The following is a 14,829-nucleotide window of genomic DNA, read 5'->3' as shown; positions in this document are numbered from 1 at the left end:
GATCAGCCGCTATGACAAACCCATCCCCGACCGTTTCCATGGCGGACAAAGTGACGCTGATCGACAGCCTCTGCGCCAAGGCGCGGATCCTGCCGGTGATTACCATCGCGCGTGAACAGGACATCCTGCCGCTGGCCGATGCCCTGGCCGCCGGTGGCCTGACGGCACTGGAAGTGACCTTGCGCTCGCAATACGGGCTCAAGGCCATTCAGGTCCTTCGCGAGCAGCGCCCAGAGCTGGTGACCGGTGCCGGCACGGTGCTCGATCGCCACATGCTGGCCGCCGCCGAGGCTGCCGGTTCGCAATTCATCGTGACGCCGGGTATCACTCGGGATCTGTTGGAAGCCAGCGTCCAGAGTCCGATTCCGTTGCTGCCGGGGATCAGCAATGCCTCGGGCATCATGGAAGGTTATGGCCTGGGCTATCGCCGCTTCAAGTTGTTCCCGGCGGAAGTCAGCGGTGGCGTTGCTGCCATCAAGGCATTGGGCGGGCCGTTCGGCGAAGTGAAATTCTGTCCGACCGGCGGCGTGAGCCCGGCCAATATCAAAAGTTACATGGCGTTGAAAAACGTGATGTGCGTAGGCGGGAGCTGGATGCTCGATCCGGAGTGGATCAAGAACGGCGACTGGGCCCGCATCCAGGAATGCACCGCCGAGGCATTGGCGCTGCTGGACTGATCGTCCTACCGAACTTCGTTGTGTGTTCTACGGCTTTACGGTGCGCTTGGTCGGCGCACCGTTTTTTTTTGCCTGTTATTTGGCTGCAGATCCCCGTGGCCAGGGACCAAGCGCCCTCGCCACGGGTTACGTACTGTTCAGGTTGATCAGTGCCGCAGTCAACCGCTCCATATCCCGCGCCAAGGTAATCAACCCCGGCGTAATGCGGATGCAGAGGCCGACGCTGGTCTTGCGCACCACGGTAAAGATCCCATATTCCTTGAGCAGTCGGTCGGCCATCACCTGTTGATCAGGCTGGTTGGTGAATCGCATGGACGTGATACCGCAATAGAGGCGCCGGTCGTCTGGGGTCATGACCTCGATGCCGGGCACATCGCGCACCGCGCTCACCCACAGGTCCCGTAGATAACAGAGCCGAGCACCCTTGGCCGGTGCTCCGCCCAGGGCACGGTGCTCTTCGAATACCAGGGGCAGCGTCAGCAGGGCCGGGATGTTGGGCGTGCTGTGGGGCGTGCGCGAGCGTATATCGGTGGTGGGGTAGTGGCCTTCGTCCATGTCCGGGTCGATGTCGGCCAGCCGGTGTGGAGCGATATAGAGAAAGCCCAGGGCCAGAGGGCCGCCAAGCCATTTCTGCAAGTTGAACCCGGCAAATTGAATGCCGAGCTTATTGAGATTGAAATCGATCTGCCCCAGGGCGTGGGCGCCGTCGAGAATGATATCGACGTCGAACTCCCGTGCCGTCTCGGCTATCGCCTGGACCGGCATCACCAGGCCGGTCAGGTGGTTAACGTAGGTCAGCGCCATCAGCTTCAGGCGCGGATAACGAATGAAGGCTTCTCGATACGTGCCCACCAGGCTGTCGAAACTGGCGGGGTGCGGATGGACCAGCTCGATGACCTCGGCGCCACGCTGGCGGGCGAGCCAGCGCATCGCGCTTTTGACCGACTCGTACTCCACGTCGCTGATCAGAACCTGGTCGCCAGGCTTGAGCTGGTTGTAATTGCGGATCAGCGTCTGCAAGGCGTCAACCGCGTTGGTGGCCAGCGCCACGGTGGACGCTGGGGCGTGGATGAGCTGCGCCACCTCTCGGCGAATCACTTCGCAATGCTCCAGGTCGAACTGTTGGCGCACGTAGACCGAATTGCCGCGGTTCACCCAGTCGATATTGCGTTGGTACTCCGCGACCACCGTACGGGACATCCGGCCAAAGTAGCCGTTTTCCAGGTTGAGCGGACCATTGACGTCGACATCGTAACGACCGACAAAGGTTTCCCAGAAGGCTTCGTCGTGGGCACGCAGCGTATTTTCGGGCATCGCAGAGCTCAGTCAGTCAATGGCAGGGGTCAATGGCGAGGTTTGGGCAAGCCATGTTTAGCCCGCAGCGGATCCAGCAGGTCAGACAGACCGTTGTGGTCGATTTCCTGCATCAATGCCAGCAACCCGCCCAATTCGCCGTGAGGGAAGCCCTCCCGCGCGAACCAATTCAGGTATTGGCCTGGCAGGTCGGCAAGAATTCTGCCCTTGTACTTGCCGAAGGGCATCTGGCGGGTGACCAGCAGCTCAAGCTTTTCTGGATTCATAGGGCGGCTGTCTTATTGAAAGTCCTAGGGAAAATACAGGCATTCTGCATGCAGGCCAAATGACAGATCATGCAAATAACGCGGATACAGATTTCTCATGTGTTCATAACTTATTGATTTAAATGGATTTTAAGTTGTGATGATGGCTGGCATGGCCGATGCAATATCCCTTGCAGGTTTTTATTCACCAAGCAAAGGAACTGAAAAATGACTGACATCAACAAAGAATCCATCTCTGTCTTGAACGACCTGATCGAGACCAGCAAGGATGGCCAGGAAGGATTCAAGACCTGCGCTGAAGACATCAAGCACCCTGAGCTCAAGGCGCTGTTTGTCAAGCGCGCCGCCGATTGCGCCACCGCTGCGGCTGAGCTGCAAGCCGCCGTGCGTTCCCTGGGTGGCGATCCGGAAACTTCTACCAGCGTTGCCGGTGACCTGCACCGCCGTTGGGTCGACGTAAAATCCATGTTCACCGGCAAGGACGAAGAGGCTGTGCTGAACGAAGCCGAGCGCGGCGAAGACCATGCGCTGAAGGCTTATAAGGAAGCCATCGAGAAGATCAACAAACACAACCTGGTGGGCATTCGTGACCTCGTGGAGCGTCAGTACCACGGCGTGCAACGCAACCATGACCAGGTCAAGGCTCTGCGCAACCAGGCGCGTGCCAGCTAACATCCGCGTGTGAAGAAAAAACGCCAGCTTGCCTGGCGTTTTTTTATGGGAGCGATCTGGGCAGTAAGACTTTTCGGCACCAATTCGCAAGAGTGTTTGTCAGAACGCTCAACAATCAACTCTGGACGTGAATAGATAGCTCCCTAATAATTGCGCCGCCCCTCTCACGATCTATCGTTACATCATCTCAAGAAGAGTTTTGCGCGTGCCCATCACCTTTCAGGCTCTGTTCGCCCCTGATCGTCTCGCTGTGCAGTTCGCCATCAAGACTGTGCTCGGTGGCGGCCTGGCGTTGTGGCTGGCGTTGCGCTGGGGATTGGAGCAGCCGTCGTGGGCGCTGATGACCGCGTTTATCGTTGCCCAGCCGTTGTCTGGGATGGTGGTGCAGAAGGGCCTGGCACGCTTGGTCGGGACTCTGGTGGGGACAATCATGTCGGTGGTGTTCATGGGCCTGTTCGCCCAGGCGCCCTGGTTGTTCCTGCTGGCGCTGGCGTTGTGGCTGGGCGTGTGCACGGCCTGTTCGACGCTCTTGCGCAGCGCGTGGTCGTATTCGTTCGTGCTGGCTGGCTACACCGTGGCGATCATTGCCTTGCCGGCCATCGCCCATCCGCTTGGAGTGTTCGACCAGGCGGTGGCGCGTTGCACCGAGATCAGCCTGGGCATCACCTGCGCCACCGTGACCAGCGCCTTGCTCTGGCCGTTGCGGGTTGAACGGCAATTGGCGGATCAGGCACGTGCCGCCTGGCAAAGTGGCATGCAGGCGGCGCGCGCCACATTGGCCGGCGATGCCCAGGCGCGCAAAGGTCTGTTGGAAATCCTCGGCAAAATCGTCGCGGTAGACGCCCAGCGCGAACATGCCTGGTTCGAAGGCCGCCTGGGCCGCCAGCGTGCCCGGGCCATCAGTGGCTTGAGCCAGAAACTGTTGATGCTGCTGCGCATTTCGCGCTCGGTACGCCGACAATGGAACCAGCTCGACCCTCAAGAAGCCCAAGCGCTGCAGCCGTGGATGAGCGAGGTGCAGCAAGCCCTCGACGCCGACAGCACGACATTGCAGGCACTGCGGCCGCGGGTATGGGATGCGTCTCACGAAGCACGGTTCAGCTCGGCGCAAAGTTATTGCCTGGCACGTTTCGCTTTGTTGCTCGACACCGCCCTGGCGGCCTGCGCTGCGCTGTCGGCGGTGCAAGAGGGCAGGGCGGCGGCCGATCCGCCACGCACCCTGGCGCCCCATCGGGACTTGTCCCTGGCGATGGTGTTTGGAGCCCGCAGCGCCCTGGCGTTCCTGGCAGTGGCGTGTTTCTGGCTGGCCACTGCCTGGCCTGCCGCGTCGGGCGCGCTGTTGCTGACGTGTGTGGTGTGCAGCCTGTTCGCCAGCCGCGAAAATGGCGCGCAGATCGGCATGAGTTTCTTGCGAGGCATTCTCCTGGCGGTACCGACCGCGTTTGTGATCGGTGAAATCCTGCTGCCCCAATGGAGCAGCTTTGCGATGCTCTGCATGGCCATGGGCGTACCTCTGTTCCTGGGGGCGCTGGGCATGGCCAAGCCGCCGCTCTACGCGACCGCCACCTCGTTCTGCCTGCACTTCGTGGTGTTGGTATCGCCGCTTAACGCCATGAAGTACGACGTTGCGACATTTTTCAACAATGCCCAGGCCATGATGATCGGTGTCGGCGCGGCCGTGCTGGCATTCAACTTGTTGATTCTGCGCAACCCGGCCTGGCACAGCCGTCGGTTGCTGGCGGCAACGCTCGATGACCTGGTGCGCTTGACCCATCGCAATCTGCGCGGCGCCGAGAGCTGGTTCGGCGGGCGCATGGCCGATCGTTTGCTGCAACTGGCGCGGCACTATCCGGAGCTGCCGGTGCCGGCGCGCAGTCGTTGGGACGATGGTTTGCTGGGCCTGGACGTCGGGGACGAATTGCTCCATCTGCGCTTGAGCCTGGCCGTCGCCCAAGTCCCGGACAGTCCAGCCCAACGCCGATATTTCGAAACGTTGGAGCAGGTACTGGAGCACGGCCCGGCGGGCGGGCAGGCCGACGCACTGGCCCAGGCGAGCGACGATTATCTGGCAGCGCTTTCAAAGCAACCGCCAAGCGACGCGCTGAAGCTGGCCCAGGGCGCGGTGGTGCAATTGCAGAACAGCTGGCGCGCCTGGTGCCGCCAGCACGAATCTTCAGAAGGGAAACATAGCCATGGGCTTGCATGAATGGTCGATCGGCGGGGTGCTGCTCAGCCCGTTTTTGATTTATGTCGTGCTGGCCTTGTTGGTCACCGGAGCCTTGCGACTGCTGCTCAGTCTCGTGCCGGCAGGGCGCTGGATCTGGCATGAAGCGCTGTTCGACTGCGCTCTGTATGTCTGTGTTTTGACTGTCATTACCCTGGTCCTCGGACCGTCATGAGGAGTTGAACATGCGTACTTCCGTACGTGTCGCCGTCACGTTGAGCGTGGTGGCCCTGGCGATCTTCGCCGGTTTTCATTTGTGGCAGTACTACATGCTCACGCCCTGGACCCGGGACGCGCGAATCCGTGCCGACGTGGTGGTGATCGCCCCAGACGTCTCGGGTTGGGTGCGCGAGCTCAGGGCCGTGGACAACCAGCACGTCAAGGCGGGGGATTTGTTGCTGAGTATCGATCGCGAGCGTTTCGAGGCCGCGGTGGAGAAGGCCCGCGCGGTAGTGCAGACCCGCCAGCAGCAGTTGAGCCTGCGCGAACACGAAGCCAGCCGTCGAGCGGCCCTGGGACCCCAGGCCATCAGCGCCGAATTGCGCGAGAACGCCCAGATCAATGCCGGCATCGCCCGTGGCGAGCTACGCGAGGCCCAGGCCGAGGCCAAAGTCGCGGAGCTGAACCTGGCTCGCAGCCAGGTCCTGGCCCCACGCAGCGGCCACGTCACCAACCTGCGCCTGGCCGAAGGCAACTATGTGAACGCCGGGCAACCGGTCATGGCGTTGGTCGATGATTCGACGTTCTACGTGCAAGCTTACTTCGAGGAAACCAAGTTGCCGCGCATTCGCGTCGGCGATCCGGTCAAGGTCTGGTTGATGAGCGCCGGCCATGCGCTGGACGGCCATGTGGAAAGCATCAGTCGAGGCATCACCGACCGCAACACCAACCCCGATGCGCAACTGCTGGCAGAGGTCGAGCCGACCTTCAACTGGGTGCGCCTGGCCCAGCGGATCCCGGTGCGGATCAAGCTGGACAAGGTGCCGGAAGGGGTGAGCCTGAGTGCCGGGATGACAGCGAGTGTGCAGGTGCAGGACGAACAGCGATAGCCGCTGCGCCGCGCACCCCGTGGCGAGGGAGCTTGCTCCCGCTCGGCTGCGAAGCAGTCGCAAAACGAACGTTGCGTTGTTCAGGTTGGACGCGCAAGCCTTTTCCAAGGGGCGCTTCGCACCCCAGCGGGAGCAAGCTCCCTCGCCACGGGAGTGTCGAGTCGCATCAGCCGATGCTGATTGCCGGCAACTCGGGCAAGGTCACGGTCTGCTGCTTGCGCGGCGCCAGGATCTCCGCTTCGCCGTCCACCACCAGCTCATCGCGCTGGTTGAACACGCGCGTGGCGATACGCACGCGGAATTTCGGCAGCTTTTCCAGGATCTCCAGGCGCACGGTCAGGGTATCGCCAATCTTCACCGGCTTCTGGAAACTCATCTGCTGGCCGATATAGATGGTCCCCGGCCCAGGCAACTCACAGGCCACTGCCGCGCTGATCAGCGCACCGCTGAACATGCCGTGGGCGATGCGTTCCTTGAACATGCTGGCGGCGGCGAATTCGGCGTCCAGGTGTACCGGGTTGTGATCGCCGGACATGGCGGCGAACAGCTGGATGTCGCGCTCTTCGACGGTCTTGCTGTAGCTGGCGGTCTGGCCGACTTCGAGGGCTTCGTAAGGGATGTTGGTAACCTGGGTCATGTCTGGATCCTGTGACGTGTAGAGAAAAAACGCTGCAAACCTACTCGCTGCGTGGTGGTCGCTGGTGGCTTAGCGTCTGGGCAATCCAGGCCAGCACATCGGCGGTCACCTCATCGCGGTTGGTTTCGTTGAACAGTTCGTGCCGAGCCTGCGGATAGATCTTCAGTTGCAAACGTTGGTTGCCGGCGTCGCGCAGGGCATCGGCCAGATCTCTCAGACGCTTGCCTTCGCTCACCGGATCACATTCACCGCCAATCACCAGCAGCGGCAGCCCTGGATCAATCTGCGCGAGATTGGACGCTTTGCTGATCTGCTGCAACCCGCCGAGCAGGTCGATCCACAGTTGATTGGTGCAACGAAAGCCGCACAGCGGGTCGCGAATGTATTTGTCGACTTCGCCGGGGTCGCGGCTGAGCCAGTCGAAGGGCGTGCGGGTCGGTTTGAACTTTTTATTGAAGCTGCCAAATGAGAGCCATTCGATCAGGGCGCTACGCCCAGTGGCGCCCTGCCGCCTGCGTTCGAAACGGGCGATTAGCCGCGCCGCGCGGTAAAGCGCCACGGGTTGGAAGTTCGAACCGCTGAGGATGGCCCCGTGCAGGCTGGCGCTGTGGTGCAACAAATAGCCCTGGGCGATATAGCTGCCCATGCTGTGCCCCAGCAGCAGGATTGGTGTTTCTGGATGTTGCTGGCCGATGTGATGGTTCAGGCTTGCCAGGTCGCCCACAACTTTGGCCCAGCCGTCCTGGTCGGCAAAATGACCCAGGATCGCTTCTTCGCCGGTCTTGCCGTGGCCACGTTGGTCCGGCGCGTAGACGCCGTAGCCTTCATCGCACAACGCCTGGGCCAGGCGCCCATAGCGGTCACTGTGTTCCGCCATGCCGTGAGCCAGCATGATCACCGCCAGCGGGGCGGTTTCGGGTAGCCATTGGTTGACGAGCAAGCGGCTGTGATCGGTCGCGGTCAGCCAGAACGTTTGGTGGATCATGGCGGTTCCTTGCACAAAGTCAGACGCAGCGTCGCTGCATTGTATAGCGCATCCGTTGCGCCAGGCGATTCAGCAAGATTCACACAATCTATGACGCAAGTTGCCATATTTGCCTGATTGGCCATAGCTGCTAGTGTCCCATGAGCTCCGCCTGTGCAAGCGATACGCAAGCGGTTACCGGATATGTTCAGGTAAAGAGGACAAAAACAATGCAGCCTGATTTCTGGAATGACAAACGCCCGGCCGGCGTGCCCTCGGACATCGACCTGAGTGCCTACAAGTCAGTCGTCGAGGTGTTCGAGCGTTCCTGCAAGAAATTTGCCGACCGTCCGGCGTACAGCAACATGGGGGTGACGATCACCTACGCCGAGTTGGAGCGTTACAGCGCGGCCTTCGCCGGTTACCTGCAAGCCAATACCGACCTGGCGCCCGGCGATCGTATCGCCGTGCAGATGCCCAATGTCCTGCAATACCCGATCGCGGTTTTTGGTGCCCTGCGCGCCGGGCTGGTGGTGGTCAACACCAATCCGCTGTACACCCCCCGGGAAATGCGTCACCAATTCAAGGACTCCGGCGCCCGGGCGCTGGTGTACATGAACCTGTTCGGGCAGAAAGTGCAGGAAGTGCTGCCCGACACCGACCTGCAATACCTGATCGAGGCGAAGATGGGCGACCTGATGCCCACCGCCAAGGGCTGGCTGGTCAATACAGTCGTGAGCAAGGTCAAGAAAATGGTCCCGGCCTATTCGCTGCCCCAGGCCATTTCCTTCAAGAGCGCCTTGCGTTTGGGACGGGGCCAGGCCATCAAGCCGCTCAATGTCAGCCTCGGGGACATTGCCGTGCTGCAATACACCGGCGGCACCACCGGCTTGGCCAAGGGCGCCATGCTGACCCACGGCAACCTGGTGGCCAACATGCAGCAGGCCCGCGCCTGCCTGGGGCAGATCGGCGACGACGGCAAGCCTTTGTTGCGCGAGGGCCAGGAGGTGATGATCGCACCGCTGCCGCTGTATCACATCTACGCCTTCACGGCGAACTGCATGTGCATGATGGTCACGGGCAACCACAACGTGCTGATCACCAATCCAAGGGACATCGGCGGTTTCATCAAGGAGCTGAAGAACTGGCGGTTTTCCTTGCTGCTGGGGCTCAACACGCTGTTCGTCGCGCTGATGGACCATCCGGATTTCAAGACGCTGGATTTCTCCAACCTCAAGGTCACCAACTCAGGCGGCACCGCGTTGGTCAAGGCCACCGCCGAACGTTGGAAGCAGTTGACCGGTTGCGGCATCACCGAGGGCTACGGCCTGACGGAAACCTCGCCAGTGGCCAGCGCCAACCCTTACGGTGGCAAGTCGCGCCTGGGCACGGTGGGGCTGCCGGTGCCGGGTACGCTGATGAAAGTCATCAGTGACGACGGTGTCGAGCTGCCCTTGGGCGAACGCGGCGAGCTGTGCATCAAGGGGCCGCAGATCATGAAGGGCTACTGGAACAAGCCCGAAGCGACCGCCGAAGTGCTCGACAGGGAGGGCTGGTTCAAGTCCGGAGATATCGCTGTGATCGACCCCGACGGGTTCGTGCGCATCGTTGATCGCAAGAAAGACATGATCATTGTCTCGGGCTTCAACGTGTACCCGAACGAAATCGAGGATGTGGTGATGGCCCACCCGAAAGTCGCCAGCTGCGCGGTCATCGGCGTGCCGGACGAACGTTCGGGCGAGGCGGTGAAACTGTTCGTCGTGGCCCGTGAGGCGGGCGTCAGCCTCGAAGAGCTCAAGGCGTACTGCAAGGAGAATTTCACCGGCTACAAGGTGCCCAAGCACATCGTGTTGCGGGAATCGCTGCCGATGACACCGGTGGGCAAGATCCTGCGCCGGGAGTTGCGCGATATCGCCTGAGGCCGGCGCGACAGACCCTTAGTGGGAGCGAGCTTGCTCGCGATGGCGGTGTATCGGTGCCAGAAAGATTGGCTGATACATCGTTATCGCGAGCAAGCTCGCTCCCACAGGTTTTATGGATTCGGGACAATTAAATAAGGCTTAGAATTTTTACTCTAAAAATGACCATTGAATGTTCTTGAGTCATATTTGTGACTGTAGGGGCCGCTTTTGGCTCTAGGCGACCCTTGGCAAAGCTGCTACTCTCGGCGCGCTTTTGTGACTTCTCGGCCGTTATCCAAGCCAGATTCACCAATAGACATACACCAATAATAATCGCATCAAATGCGGTGAGAATTCGCGTTGCTGAGGAGTGGGGCTTCCATGATTGAAAACTTTTGGAAGGATAAGTACCCAGCTGGGATTGCTGCCGACATCAATCCAGATGAGTATCCGAATATTCAGGCGGTGTTGAAGCATTCCTGCCAACGCTTCGCCGACAAGCCGGCATTCAGCAACCTCGGCAAGACCATCACCTACGGTGAGCTCTACGAATTGTCCGGTGCCTTTGCCGCGTACCTGCAACAGCATACCGATTTGCAGCCGGGCGATCGAATCGCCGTGCAACTGCCCAACGTCCTCCAGTACCCAGTGGCTGTGTTTGGCGCGATCCGCGCCGGCCTGATCGTGGTCAATACCAACCCGCTCTACACCGCGCGGGAAATGGAGCATCAATTCAACGATTCCGGTGCCAAGGCACTGGTCTGCCTGGCTAACATGGCGCACCTTGCCGAAAGCGTGGTGCCCAAGACTGGCGTCAAGCACGTCATCGTCACCGAAGTGGCCGACTTGCTGCCGCCGCTCAAGCGCCTATTGATCAACAGCGTGATCAAGTACGTCAAGAAGATGGTCCCGGCCTATCATTTGCCCAAGGCCATCAAGTTCAACGACGTCCTGAGCAAGGGCCACGGCCAGCCTGTGAACGAAGCGAGCCCCACCAGTGATGATGTGGCGGTGTTGCAATACACCGGCGGCACCACGGGCGTGGCCAAGGGCGCCATGCTGACCCACCGCAACCTGGTGGCGAACATGCTGCAATGCAAGGCGCTGATGGGTTCCAACCTCAATGAGGGCTGTGAAGTACTGATCACGCCGCTGCCGCTGTACCACATCTACGCGTTTACCTTCCATTGCATGGCGATGATGCTGATCGGCAACCACAACATCCTGATCAGTAACCCGCGCGATTTGTCGGCGATGGTCAAGGAGCTGTCGAAATGGAAGTTCAGCGGCTTCGTAGGGCTCAACACGTTGTTCGTGGCGCTGTGCAACAACGAAGCCTTCCGCAAGCTGGATTTCTCGGCGCTGAAGGTTACCCTGTCTGGCGGCATGGCTTTGCAGTTGGCGGCGGCGGAGCGTTGGAAAGCGGTCACCGGTTGCCCGATCTGCGAAGGCTACGGCATGACCGAGACGAGCCCGGTTGCCACGGTCAACCCGATCCAGAACATCCAGGTCGGCACCATCGGCATTCCGGTTCCGTCGACCTTGTGCAAGGTCATCAATGACGCGGGCGAAGAGTTGCCTTTGGGGGAAATCGGCGAATTGTGCGTCAAAGGCCCGCAGGTCATGAAGGGCTACTGGCAGCGCCAGGACGCCACCGACGAGATCCTCGACAGCGAAGGCTGGCTCAAGACCGGTGACATCGCCGTGATCCAGCCGGATGGCTACATGCGCATCGTCGATCGCAAGAAAGACATGATCCTGATCTCCGGTTTCAACGTGTACCCCAACGAGCTGGAAGACGTGCTGGCGGCCTTGCCGGGCGTGCTGCAATGCGCGGCCATCGGTGTACCTGACGAGAAATCCGGCGAGGCGATCAAGATATTCATCGTCGCGCGTCCGGGTGTCACGCTCACAAAGGAACAGGTGATGGAGCACATGCGCGCCAACGTCACCGGCTACAAGGTGCCCAAGTCCGTGGAGTTCCGCGATGCACTGCCGACCACCAACGTCGGCAAGATCCTGCGGCGTGAGTTGCGGGATGAAGAGCTCAGGAAGCTGGGGCTGAAAAAGTAACAACCCCACCAATGAAAAGCCCCGCTGATGCGGGGCTTTTTGTTGATCGAGTGGAGCGTTACAACCGAAACTGCGCAAAATCCAGATTGGTGCCGCCGGGCCGCATGTCTTGCAGGTACGAATCCTTGTCTGCGCTGAGCTCCAGGCTCAGGGCTGCCTTGCGTTTGCCCTGGTTGCGTACTTCCAGGCCTTCCATTTTTTCCCGCAGGAACACGGTGGGCACTTTCAGGTGCAAGAGTTCGTCGGTGGCAGGCGTGTGCAGCAGCAGGTGAATCCATTCGTACTGCCCAATGGCCAGGCGGGCCACCGGGATGTCGAACCAGAAGATGTTGCGGTTGCGGTTCAGTTCGCTGAAATGGCAGTTGTTGACACCCAGGACGGCACCGCCCAGTTCCTGGTTCCTGCGGGCGATGGCCTGCTTTTTATCGAGTTTCATAACGTTCCTACGGGAATTGGAGCTTCAGGCGCAGCCTGAATACGTGGAGCATTCTCGGGTGTGGGTCGGCAAACATAAAGCGCAACCTGCATCTGACGATGAAATGCGCCGCTGAAAAAATGAAACTCCCTGCAAACGGCGCCGGTCAACCCCTATGTAATGACTTTTCTTACAGTTGTTCACAGGAGAAACATCATGGGAAGCACGAACGATAAAGTGAAGGGCGTTGCCAACGAAGCTGTCGGCAATATCAAGCAAGGTGTCGGCAAGGCCACCGACAATGACCGCATGCGCGCCGAGGGCGTGGTCCAGGAGAAAAAAGGTGAGGCCCAGCAAACCGCGGGCAAGGCCAAGGATGCAGTCAAGAAAGGCGTGGACGAGGCATAACCGGCCTGTAAAAAAGCGATTGGAACGGCCATCCGCGGGTGGCCGTTATCATGTCGGCTCGAACTTGCACCGGGGAAATTGTTCCAAAGTCGCCAAACAGGTTACTTTTGTCACGGATAGCAGCCCCGTGAGTCGCCAGGCGACCTTCCTCTTTTGCGGCGAAAGGAGACGCACATGATGTTCCCGGCCTTGAAAGGCTTGCCCCTGCATCGCGTGATGATGCGCACGGTGACCGAGTTTCTCGACGACGAGATGTCGACCTACGCCTCCGCACTGGCTTACCAGATGCTGTTTTCGCTGTTTCCCTTCATTCTTTTCCTCATCGCGCTGATCGGCTTCCTGCACCTGCCGGATTTCTTTTCCTGGCTGCGCCTGCAATCGGAACTGGTGCTGCCGCCCCAAGCGCTGGAGCAGGTCAACCCGGTGATCGACCAGCTCCAGCAATCCAAGGGCGGCTTGCTCTCGGTGGGTATCGTCATTGCGCTGTGGACCGCGTCGGCCGGCGTGCGGCTGATGATGAGCGCCATGAACGCGGCGTACGACGTGGTCGAGGGGCGCCCGGCCTGGAAGCGCTTTCCGCTGTCGATTCTTTATACGGTCGGTATCGCCGGCATGCTGTTGGTCGCCGCGGCCTTGATGGTACTGGGCCCGCAAGTGATGGGTTGGATTGCCTCGCAGATCGGGCTGGAGGAGTTCATCGTCACCGTCTGGACCCTGGCGCGCTGGCCGGTCATCGTGTTTTTGCTGATGGTGGCTGTGGCGCTGATCTATTACGTGATGCCTGACGTCAAACAGGAGTTCCGCTTCATCACGCCGGGCTCGGTATTGGCGGTGGTGGTGTGGATCATCGCGTCCCTGGGTTTTGCGTTCTATGTGAAGACTTTCGCCGACTACAACGCCATGTATGGCAGTATCGGCGCGATCATCGTGTTGTTGCTGTATTTCTATATCTCTGCGGCGGTGTTGCTACTCGGCGCCGAGATGAATGCGGTCATCGAACACATGTCCGCCGAAGGCAAGGACACCGGTGAAAAGACCCCGGGCGAGCACGAGAAACAGCATGTGTCGGGCTTGGGGCGCGACCATTCCGTTGCTCATACCCCTACAGACGAAGCCCGACCATGATCCGCGAAATCCTGAAGATGGGCGACGAACGCCTGCTGCGCATCGCCCCGCCGTTGCCGCCGGAAATGTTCGACAGCGCCGAGTTGTGGCAACTGATCGACGACATGTTCCAGACCATGGAAAGCGTCGGCGGCGTCGGCCTGGCGGCGCCGCAGATCGGCGTGGACCTGCAACTGGTGATCTTTGGCTTCGAGCACAGCGAGCGCTATCCCGATGCCGAAGCGGTGCCGCAGACGATCCTGATCAATCCTTTGATCACGCCGCTGAGTCCGTTGATGGAAGAAGGCTTCGAAGGTTGCCTGTCGGTGCCAGGCTTGCGCGGCGCGGTGGATCGTTACCAGCATATTCGTTACGAAGGTTTCGACCCCAAGGGCGAGCCGATCATGCGCACCGCCTCGGGCTTTCATGCCCGGGTGGTCCAGCATGAGTGCGATCACTTGATCGGCCGCTTGTATCCGTCGCGCATCACTGATTTCAGTAAGTTCGGGTTTACCGAAGTGATGTTTCCGGATCTGGACCCTATGGCTGACGACTAGCTAAAACCGACACAAAAAAATTGTGGGAGCGAGCTTGCTCGCGATTGCGGTATTTCAGTCAACTCACCTGTTGAATTCAGTCCGCGATCGCGAGCAGACTCACTCCCACAATGAACTGTGTTCGGCGTCAGGAGAGTATGTTGGGCTCCAACCCCATCGCAATCATCGGCTTGCTGCGCGCATACCGGCTCAGCCTTTCAGCCATCGCATAGGGCAGTTCGGGGTCGAAGCTGAAGCCCCGTCGTTCATAAAACCCGCGCAAGTCCGGGTGACAGAACAGCCACACCGGTTCATCCAGCCCCTTCACCGCTTCTGCGATCAGTCGCGCGGCGACGCCTTGTACGCGGTGCGCCGGGTCGACGAACAATCCCGTCAACCAATGCCCGCCCGAAACCGGTCGAAGGCACAGCGCCGCGACGATGTCTTCGCGCCGTGCTACCCACAGCTGGGCGTCGCGCACGGCTTTCATCGAGGATTGGTGGGCGCGGTAGAACTTGTTCATCAACGGCCACAGAGGCTCGTCGAGACGTGTGTAGTGGAAGTCGGGCATGGCGAGGGCGGAGAGGGC

The 14,829-nt window shown here is 60.2% G+C and carries 16 protein-coding genes; 10 read left to right on the top strand and 6 right to left on the bottom strand.

The genetic code is table 11. The annotated features are described in order from the left end of the window. The first annotated feature begins 11 nt into the window (after positions 1 to 11). Positions 12 to 677 carry a bifunctional 4-hydroxy-2-oxoglutarate aldolase/2-dehydro-3-deoxy-phosphogluconate aldolase gene (locus tag J3P76_RS19190; protein WP_283556083.1) on the top strand — a complete coding sequence of 222 codons (666 nt, stop codon included), beginning with the start codon at positions 12 to 14 and terminating at the stop codon, positions 675 to 677. A 126-nt stretch (positions 678 to 803) separates the two neighbouring features. Here the strand turns inward: J3P76_RS19190 and J3P76_RS19185 are convergent, their stop codons facing one another. Both J3P76_RS19185 and J3P76_RS19180 read right to left on the bottom strand, forming a co-directional pair. Then, positions 804 to 1,991: an aminotransferase class V-fold PLP-dependent enzyme gene (locus J3P76_RS19185; protein WP_420764404.1), complete on the bottom strand. Its 1,188-nt coding sequence runs from the start codon at positions 1,989 to 1,991 to the stop codon at positions 804 to 806. Positions 1,992 to 2,020: 29 nt separating this feature from the next. Continuing rightward, positions 2,021 to 2,257, bottom strand: a complete 237-nt coding sequence (locus J3P76_RS19180) for a DUF3820 family protein (RefSeq protein WP_060738861.1) — start codon at positions 2,255 to 2,257, stop codon at positions 2,021 to 2,023. Positions 2,258 to 2,464: 207 nt separating this feature from the next. On the opposite strand from J3P76_RS19180, the gene J3P76_RS19175 reads away from it, so the two are divergent. From J3P76_RS19175 to J3P76_RS19160, 4 genes are all read left to right on the top strand, one after another. After that, complete coding sequence (locus tag J3P76_RS19175) at positions 2,465 to 2,929, top strand: PA2169 family four-helix-bundle protein (protein WP_186709209.1); 465 nt, start codon at positions 2,465 to 2,467, stop codon at positions 2,927 to 2,929. A gap of 205 nt (positions 2,930 to 3,134) precedes the next feature. Then, positions 3,135 to 5,135, top strand: a complete 2,001-nt coding sequence (locus J3P76_RS19170; RefSeq protein WP_434650154.1) for an FUSC family protein — start codon at positions 3,135 to 3,137, stop codon at positions 5,133 to 5,135. After that, positions 5,122 to 5,328 (top strand): DUF1656 domain-containing protein, encoded by a 207-nt coding sequence (locus tag J3P76_RS19165; RefSeq protein WP_420764406.1) that lies wholly within the window; start codon positions 5,122 to 5,124, stop codon positions 5,326 to 5,328. The genes J3P76_RS19170 and J3P76_RS19165 overlap by 14 nt, the downstream gene beginning before the upstream one ends. Before the next feature lie 10 nt (positions 5,329 to 5,338). Then, positions 5,339 to 6,202 (top strand): efflux RND transporter periplasmic adaptor subunit, encoded by an 864-nt coding sequence (locus tag J3P76_RS19160; RefSeq protein WP_420764407.1) that lies wholly within the window; start codon positions 5,339 to 5,341, stop codon positions 6,200 to 6,202. Positions 6,203 to 6,368: 166 nt separating this feature from the next. On the opposite strand, the gene J3P76_RS19155 is transcribed toward J3P76_RS19160, so the two are convergent. Together J3P76_RS19155 and J3P76_RS19150 are read right to left on the bottom strand one after the other, a co-directional pair. Further along, complete coding sequence (locus tag J3P76_RS19155) at positions 6,369 to 6,839, bottom strand: MaoC family dehydratase (RefSeq protein WP_420764408.1); 471 nt, start codon at positions 6,837 to 6,839, stop codon at positions 6,369 to 6,371. A 40-nt stretch (positions 6,840 to 6,879) separates the two neighbouring features. Then, complete coding sequence (locus J3P76_RS19150; protein WP_434701133.1) at positions 6,880 to 7,824, bottom strand: lysophospholipase; 945 nt, start codon at positions 7,822 to 7,824, stop codon at positions 6,880 to 6,882. A 209-nt stretch (positions 7,825 to 8,033) separates the two neighbouring features. Between J3P76_RS19150 and fadD2 the strand changes: the two genes are divergently transcribed. Together fadD2 and fadD1 are read left to right on the top strand one after the other, a co-directional pair. Further along, entirely contained in the window at positions 8,034 to 9,722 is a 1,689-nt protein-coding gene (gene fadD2 / locus J3P76_RS19145; protein ID WP_434675261.1) for a long-chain-fatty-acid--CoA ligase FadD2, read from the top strand. A 363-nt stretch (positions 9,723 to 10,085) separates the two neighbouring features. After that, a complete protein-coding gene (gene fadD1 / locus J3P76_RS19140; protein ID WP_420764411.1) occupies positions 10,086 to 11,777 on the top strand; it encodes a long-chain-fatty-acid--CoA ligase FadD1 in 1,692 nt (563 codons plus the stop codon). 58 nt (positions 11,778 to 11,835) lie between these two features. On the opposite strand, the gene J3P76_RS19135 is transcribed toward fadD1, so the two are convergent. Beyond that, positions 11,836 to 12,213: a hypothetical protein gene (locus J3P76_RS19135; RefSeq protein ID WP_030139341.1), complete on the bottom strand. Its 378-nt coding sequence runs from the start codon at positions 12,211 to 12,213 to the stop codon at positions 11,836 to 11,838. A 195-nt stretch (positions 12,214 to 12,408) separates the two neighbouring features. Here J3P76_RS19135 and J3P76_RS19130 point away from each other — a divergent pair, with 195 nt between their 5' ends. The 3 genes from J3P76_RS19130 to def all read left to right on the top strand — a co-directional run bounded on the left by J3P76_RS19130 (position 12,409) and on the right by def (position 14,261). After that, on the top strand, positions 12,409 to 12,600 hold the full coding sequence (locus tag J3P76_RS19130) for a CsbD family protein (RefSeq protein WP_420764412.1): 192 nt from the start codon (positions 12,409 to 12,411) through the stop codon (positions 12,598 to 12,600). A gap of 174 nt (positions 12,601 to 12,774) precedes the next feature. Next, positions 12,775 to 13,725, top strand: a complete 951-nt coding sequence (locus J3P76_RS19125; protein WP_420764413.1) for a YihY/virulence factor BrkB family protein — start codon at positions 12,775 to 12,777, stop codon at positions 13,723 to 13,725. Continuing rightward, positions 13,722 to 14,261, top strand: a complete 540-nt coding sequence (gene def, locus J3P76_RS19120) for a peptide deformylase (RefSeq protein ID WP_434562684.1) — start codon at positions 13,722 to 13,724, stop codon at positions 14,259 to 14,261. Before J3P76_RS19125 ends, def begins: the two co-directional genes overlap by 4 nt. Positions 14,262 to 14,388: 127 nt before the next feature. Here def and J3P76_RS19115 read toward each other — a convergent pair whose 3' ends face one another. Next, positions 14,389 to 14,811, bottom strand: coding sequence for a GNAT family N-acetyltransferase (locus J3P76_RS19115; protein WP_434609992.1), 423 nt, complete (start codon positions 14,809 to 14,811; stop codon positions 14,389 to 14,391). Between the last annotated feature and the right edge of the window lie 18 nt (positions 14,812 to 14,829).

Source organism: Pseudomonas sp. D1-36 (assembly GCF_051132205.1).
Lineage (GTDB): Bacteria > Pseudomonadota > Gammaproteobacteria > Pseudomonadales > Pseudomonadaceae > Aquipseudomonas.
Note: the sequence above shows the minus strand (reverse complement) of the source record. Positions and strands in the feature narration are given on the sequence as shown.

What these genes read in the sequence shown, in the direction of transcription:
- J3P76_RS19190 (WP_283556083.1), top strand. Translation starts at nt 12, where the DNA reads ATGACAAACCCATCCCCGACCGTTTCCATGGCGGACAAAGTGACGCTG.
- def (WP_434562684.1), top strand. Translation starts at nt 13,722, where the DNA reads ATGATCCGCGAAATCCTGAAGATGGGCGACGAACGCCTGCTGCGCATC.
- fadD1 (WP_420764411.1), top strand. Translation starts at nt 10,086, where the DNA reads ATGATTGAAAACTTTTGGAAGGATAAGTACCCAGCTGGGATTGCTGCC.
- J3P76_RS19165 (WP_420764406.1), top strand. Translation starts at nt 5,122, where the DNA reads ATGGGCTTGCATGAATGGTCGATCGGCGGGGTGCTGCTCAGCCCGTTT.
- J3P76_RS19130 (WP_420764412.1), top strand. Translation starts at nt 12,409, where the DNA reads ATGGGAAGCACGAACGATAAAGTGAAGGGCGTTGCCAACGAAGCTGTC.
- J3P76_RS19115 (WP_434609992.1), bottom strand. Translation starts at nt 14,811, where the DNA reads ATGCCCGACTTCCACTACACACGTCTCGACGAGCCTCTGTGGCCGTTG.
- fadD2 (WP_434675261.1), top strand. Translation starts at nt 8,034, where the DNA reads ATGCAGCCTGATTTCTGGAATGACAAACGCCCGGCCGGCGTGCCCTCG.
- J3P76_RS19135 (WP_030139341.1), bottom strand. Translation starts at nt 12,213, where the DNA reads ATGAAACTCGATAAAAAGCAGGCCATCGCCCGCAGGAACCAGGAACTG.
- J3P76_RS19175 (WP_186709209.1), top strand. Translation starts at nt 2,465, where the DNA reads ATGACTGACATCAACAAAGAATCCATCTCTGTCTTGAACGACCTGATC.
- J3P76_RS19125 (WP_420764413.1), top strand. Translation starts at nt 12,775, where the DNA reads ATGATGTTCCCGGCCTTGAAAGGCTTGCCCCTGCATCGCGTGATGATG.
- J3P76_RS19160 (WP_420764407.1), top strand. Translation starts at nt 5,339, where the DNA reads ATGCGTACTTCCGTACGTGTCGCCGTCACGTTGAGCGTGGTGGCCCTG.
- J3P76_RS19180 (WP_060738861.1), bottom strand. Translation starts at nt 2,257, where the DNA reads ATGAATCCAGAAAAGCTTGAGCTGCTGGTCACCCGCCAGATGCCCTTC.
- J3P76_RS19185 (WP_420764404.1), bottom strand. Translation starts at nt 1,991, where the DNA reads ATGCCCGAAAATACGCTGCGTGCCCACGACGAAGCCTTCTGGGAAACC.
- J3P76_RS19150 (WP_434701133.1), bottom strand. Translation starts at nt 7,824, where the DNA reads ATGATCCACCAAACGTTCTGGCTGACCGCGACCGATCACAGCCGCTTG.
- J3P76_RS19155 (WP_420764408.1), bottom strand. Translation starts at nt 6,839, where the DNA reads ATGACCCAGGTTACCAACATCCCTTACGAAGCCCTCGAAGTCGGCCAG.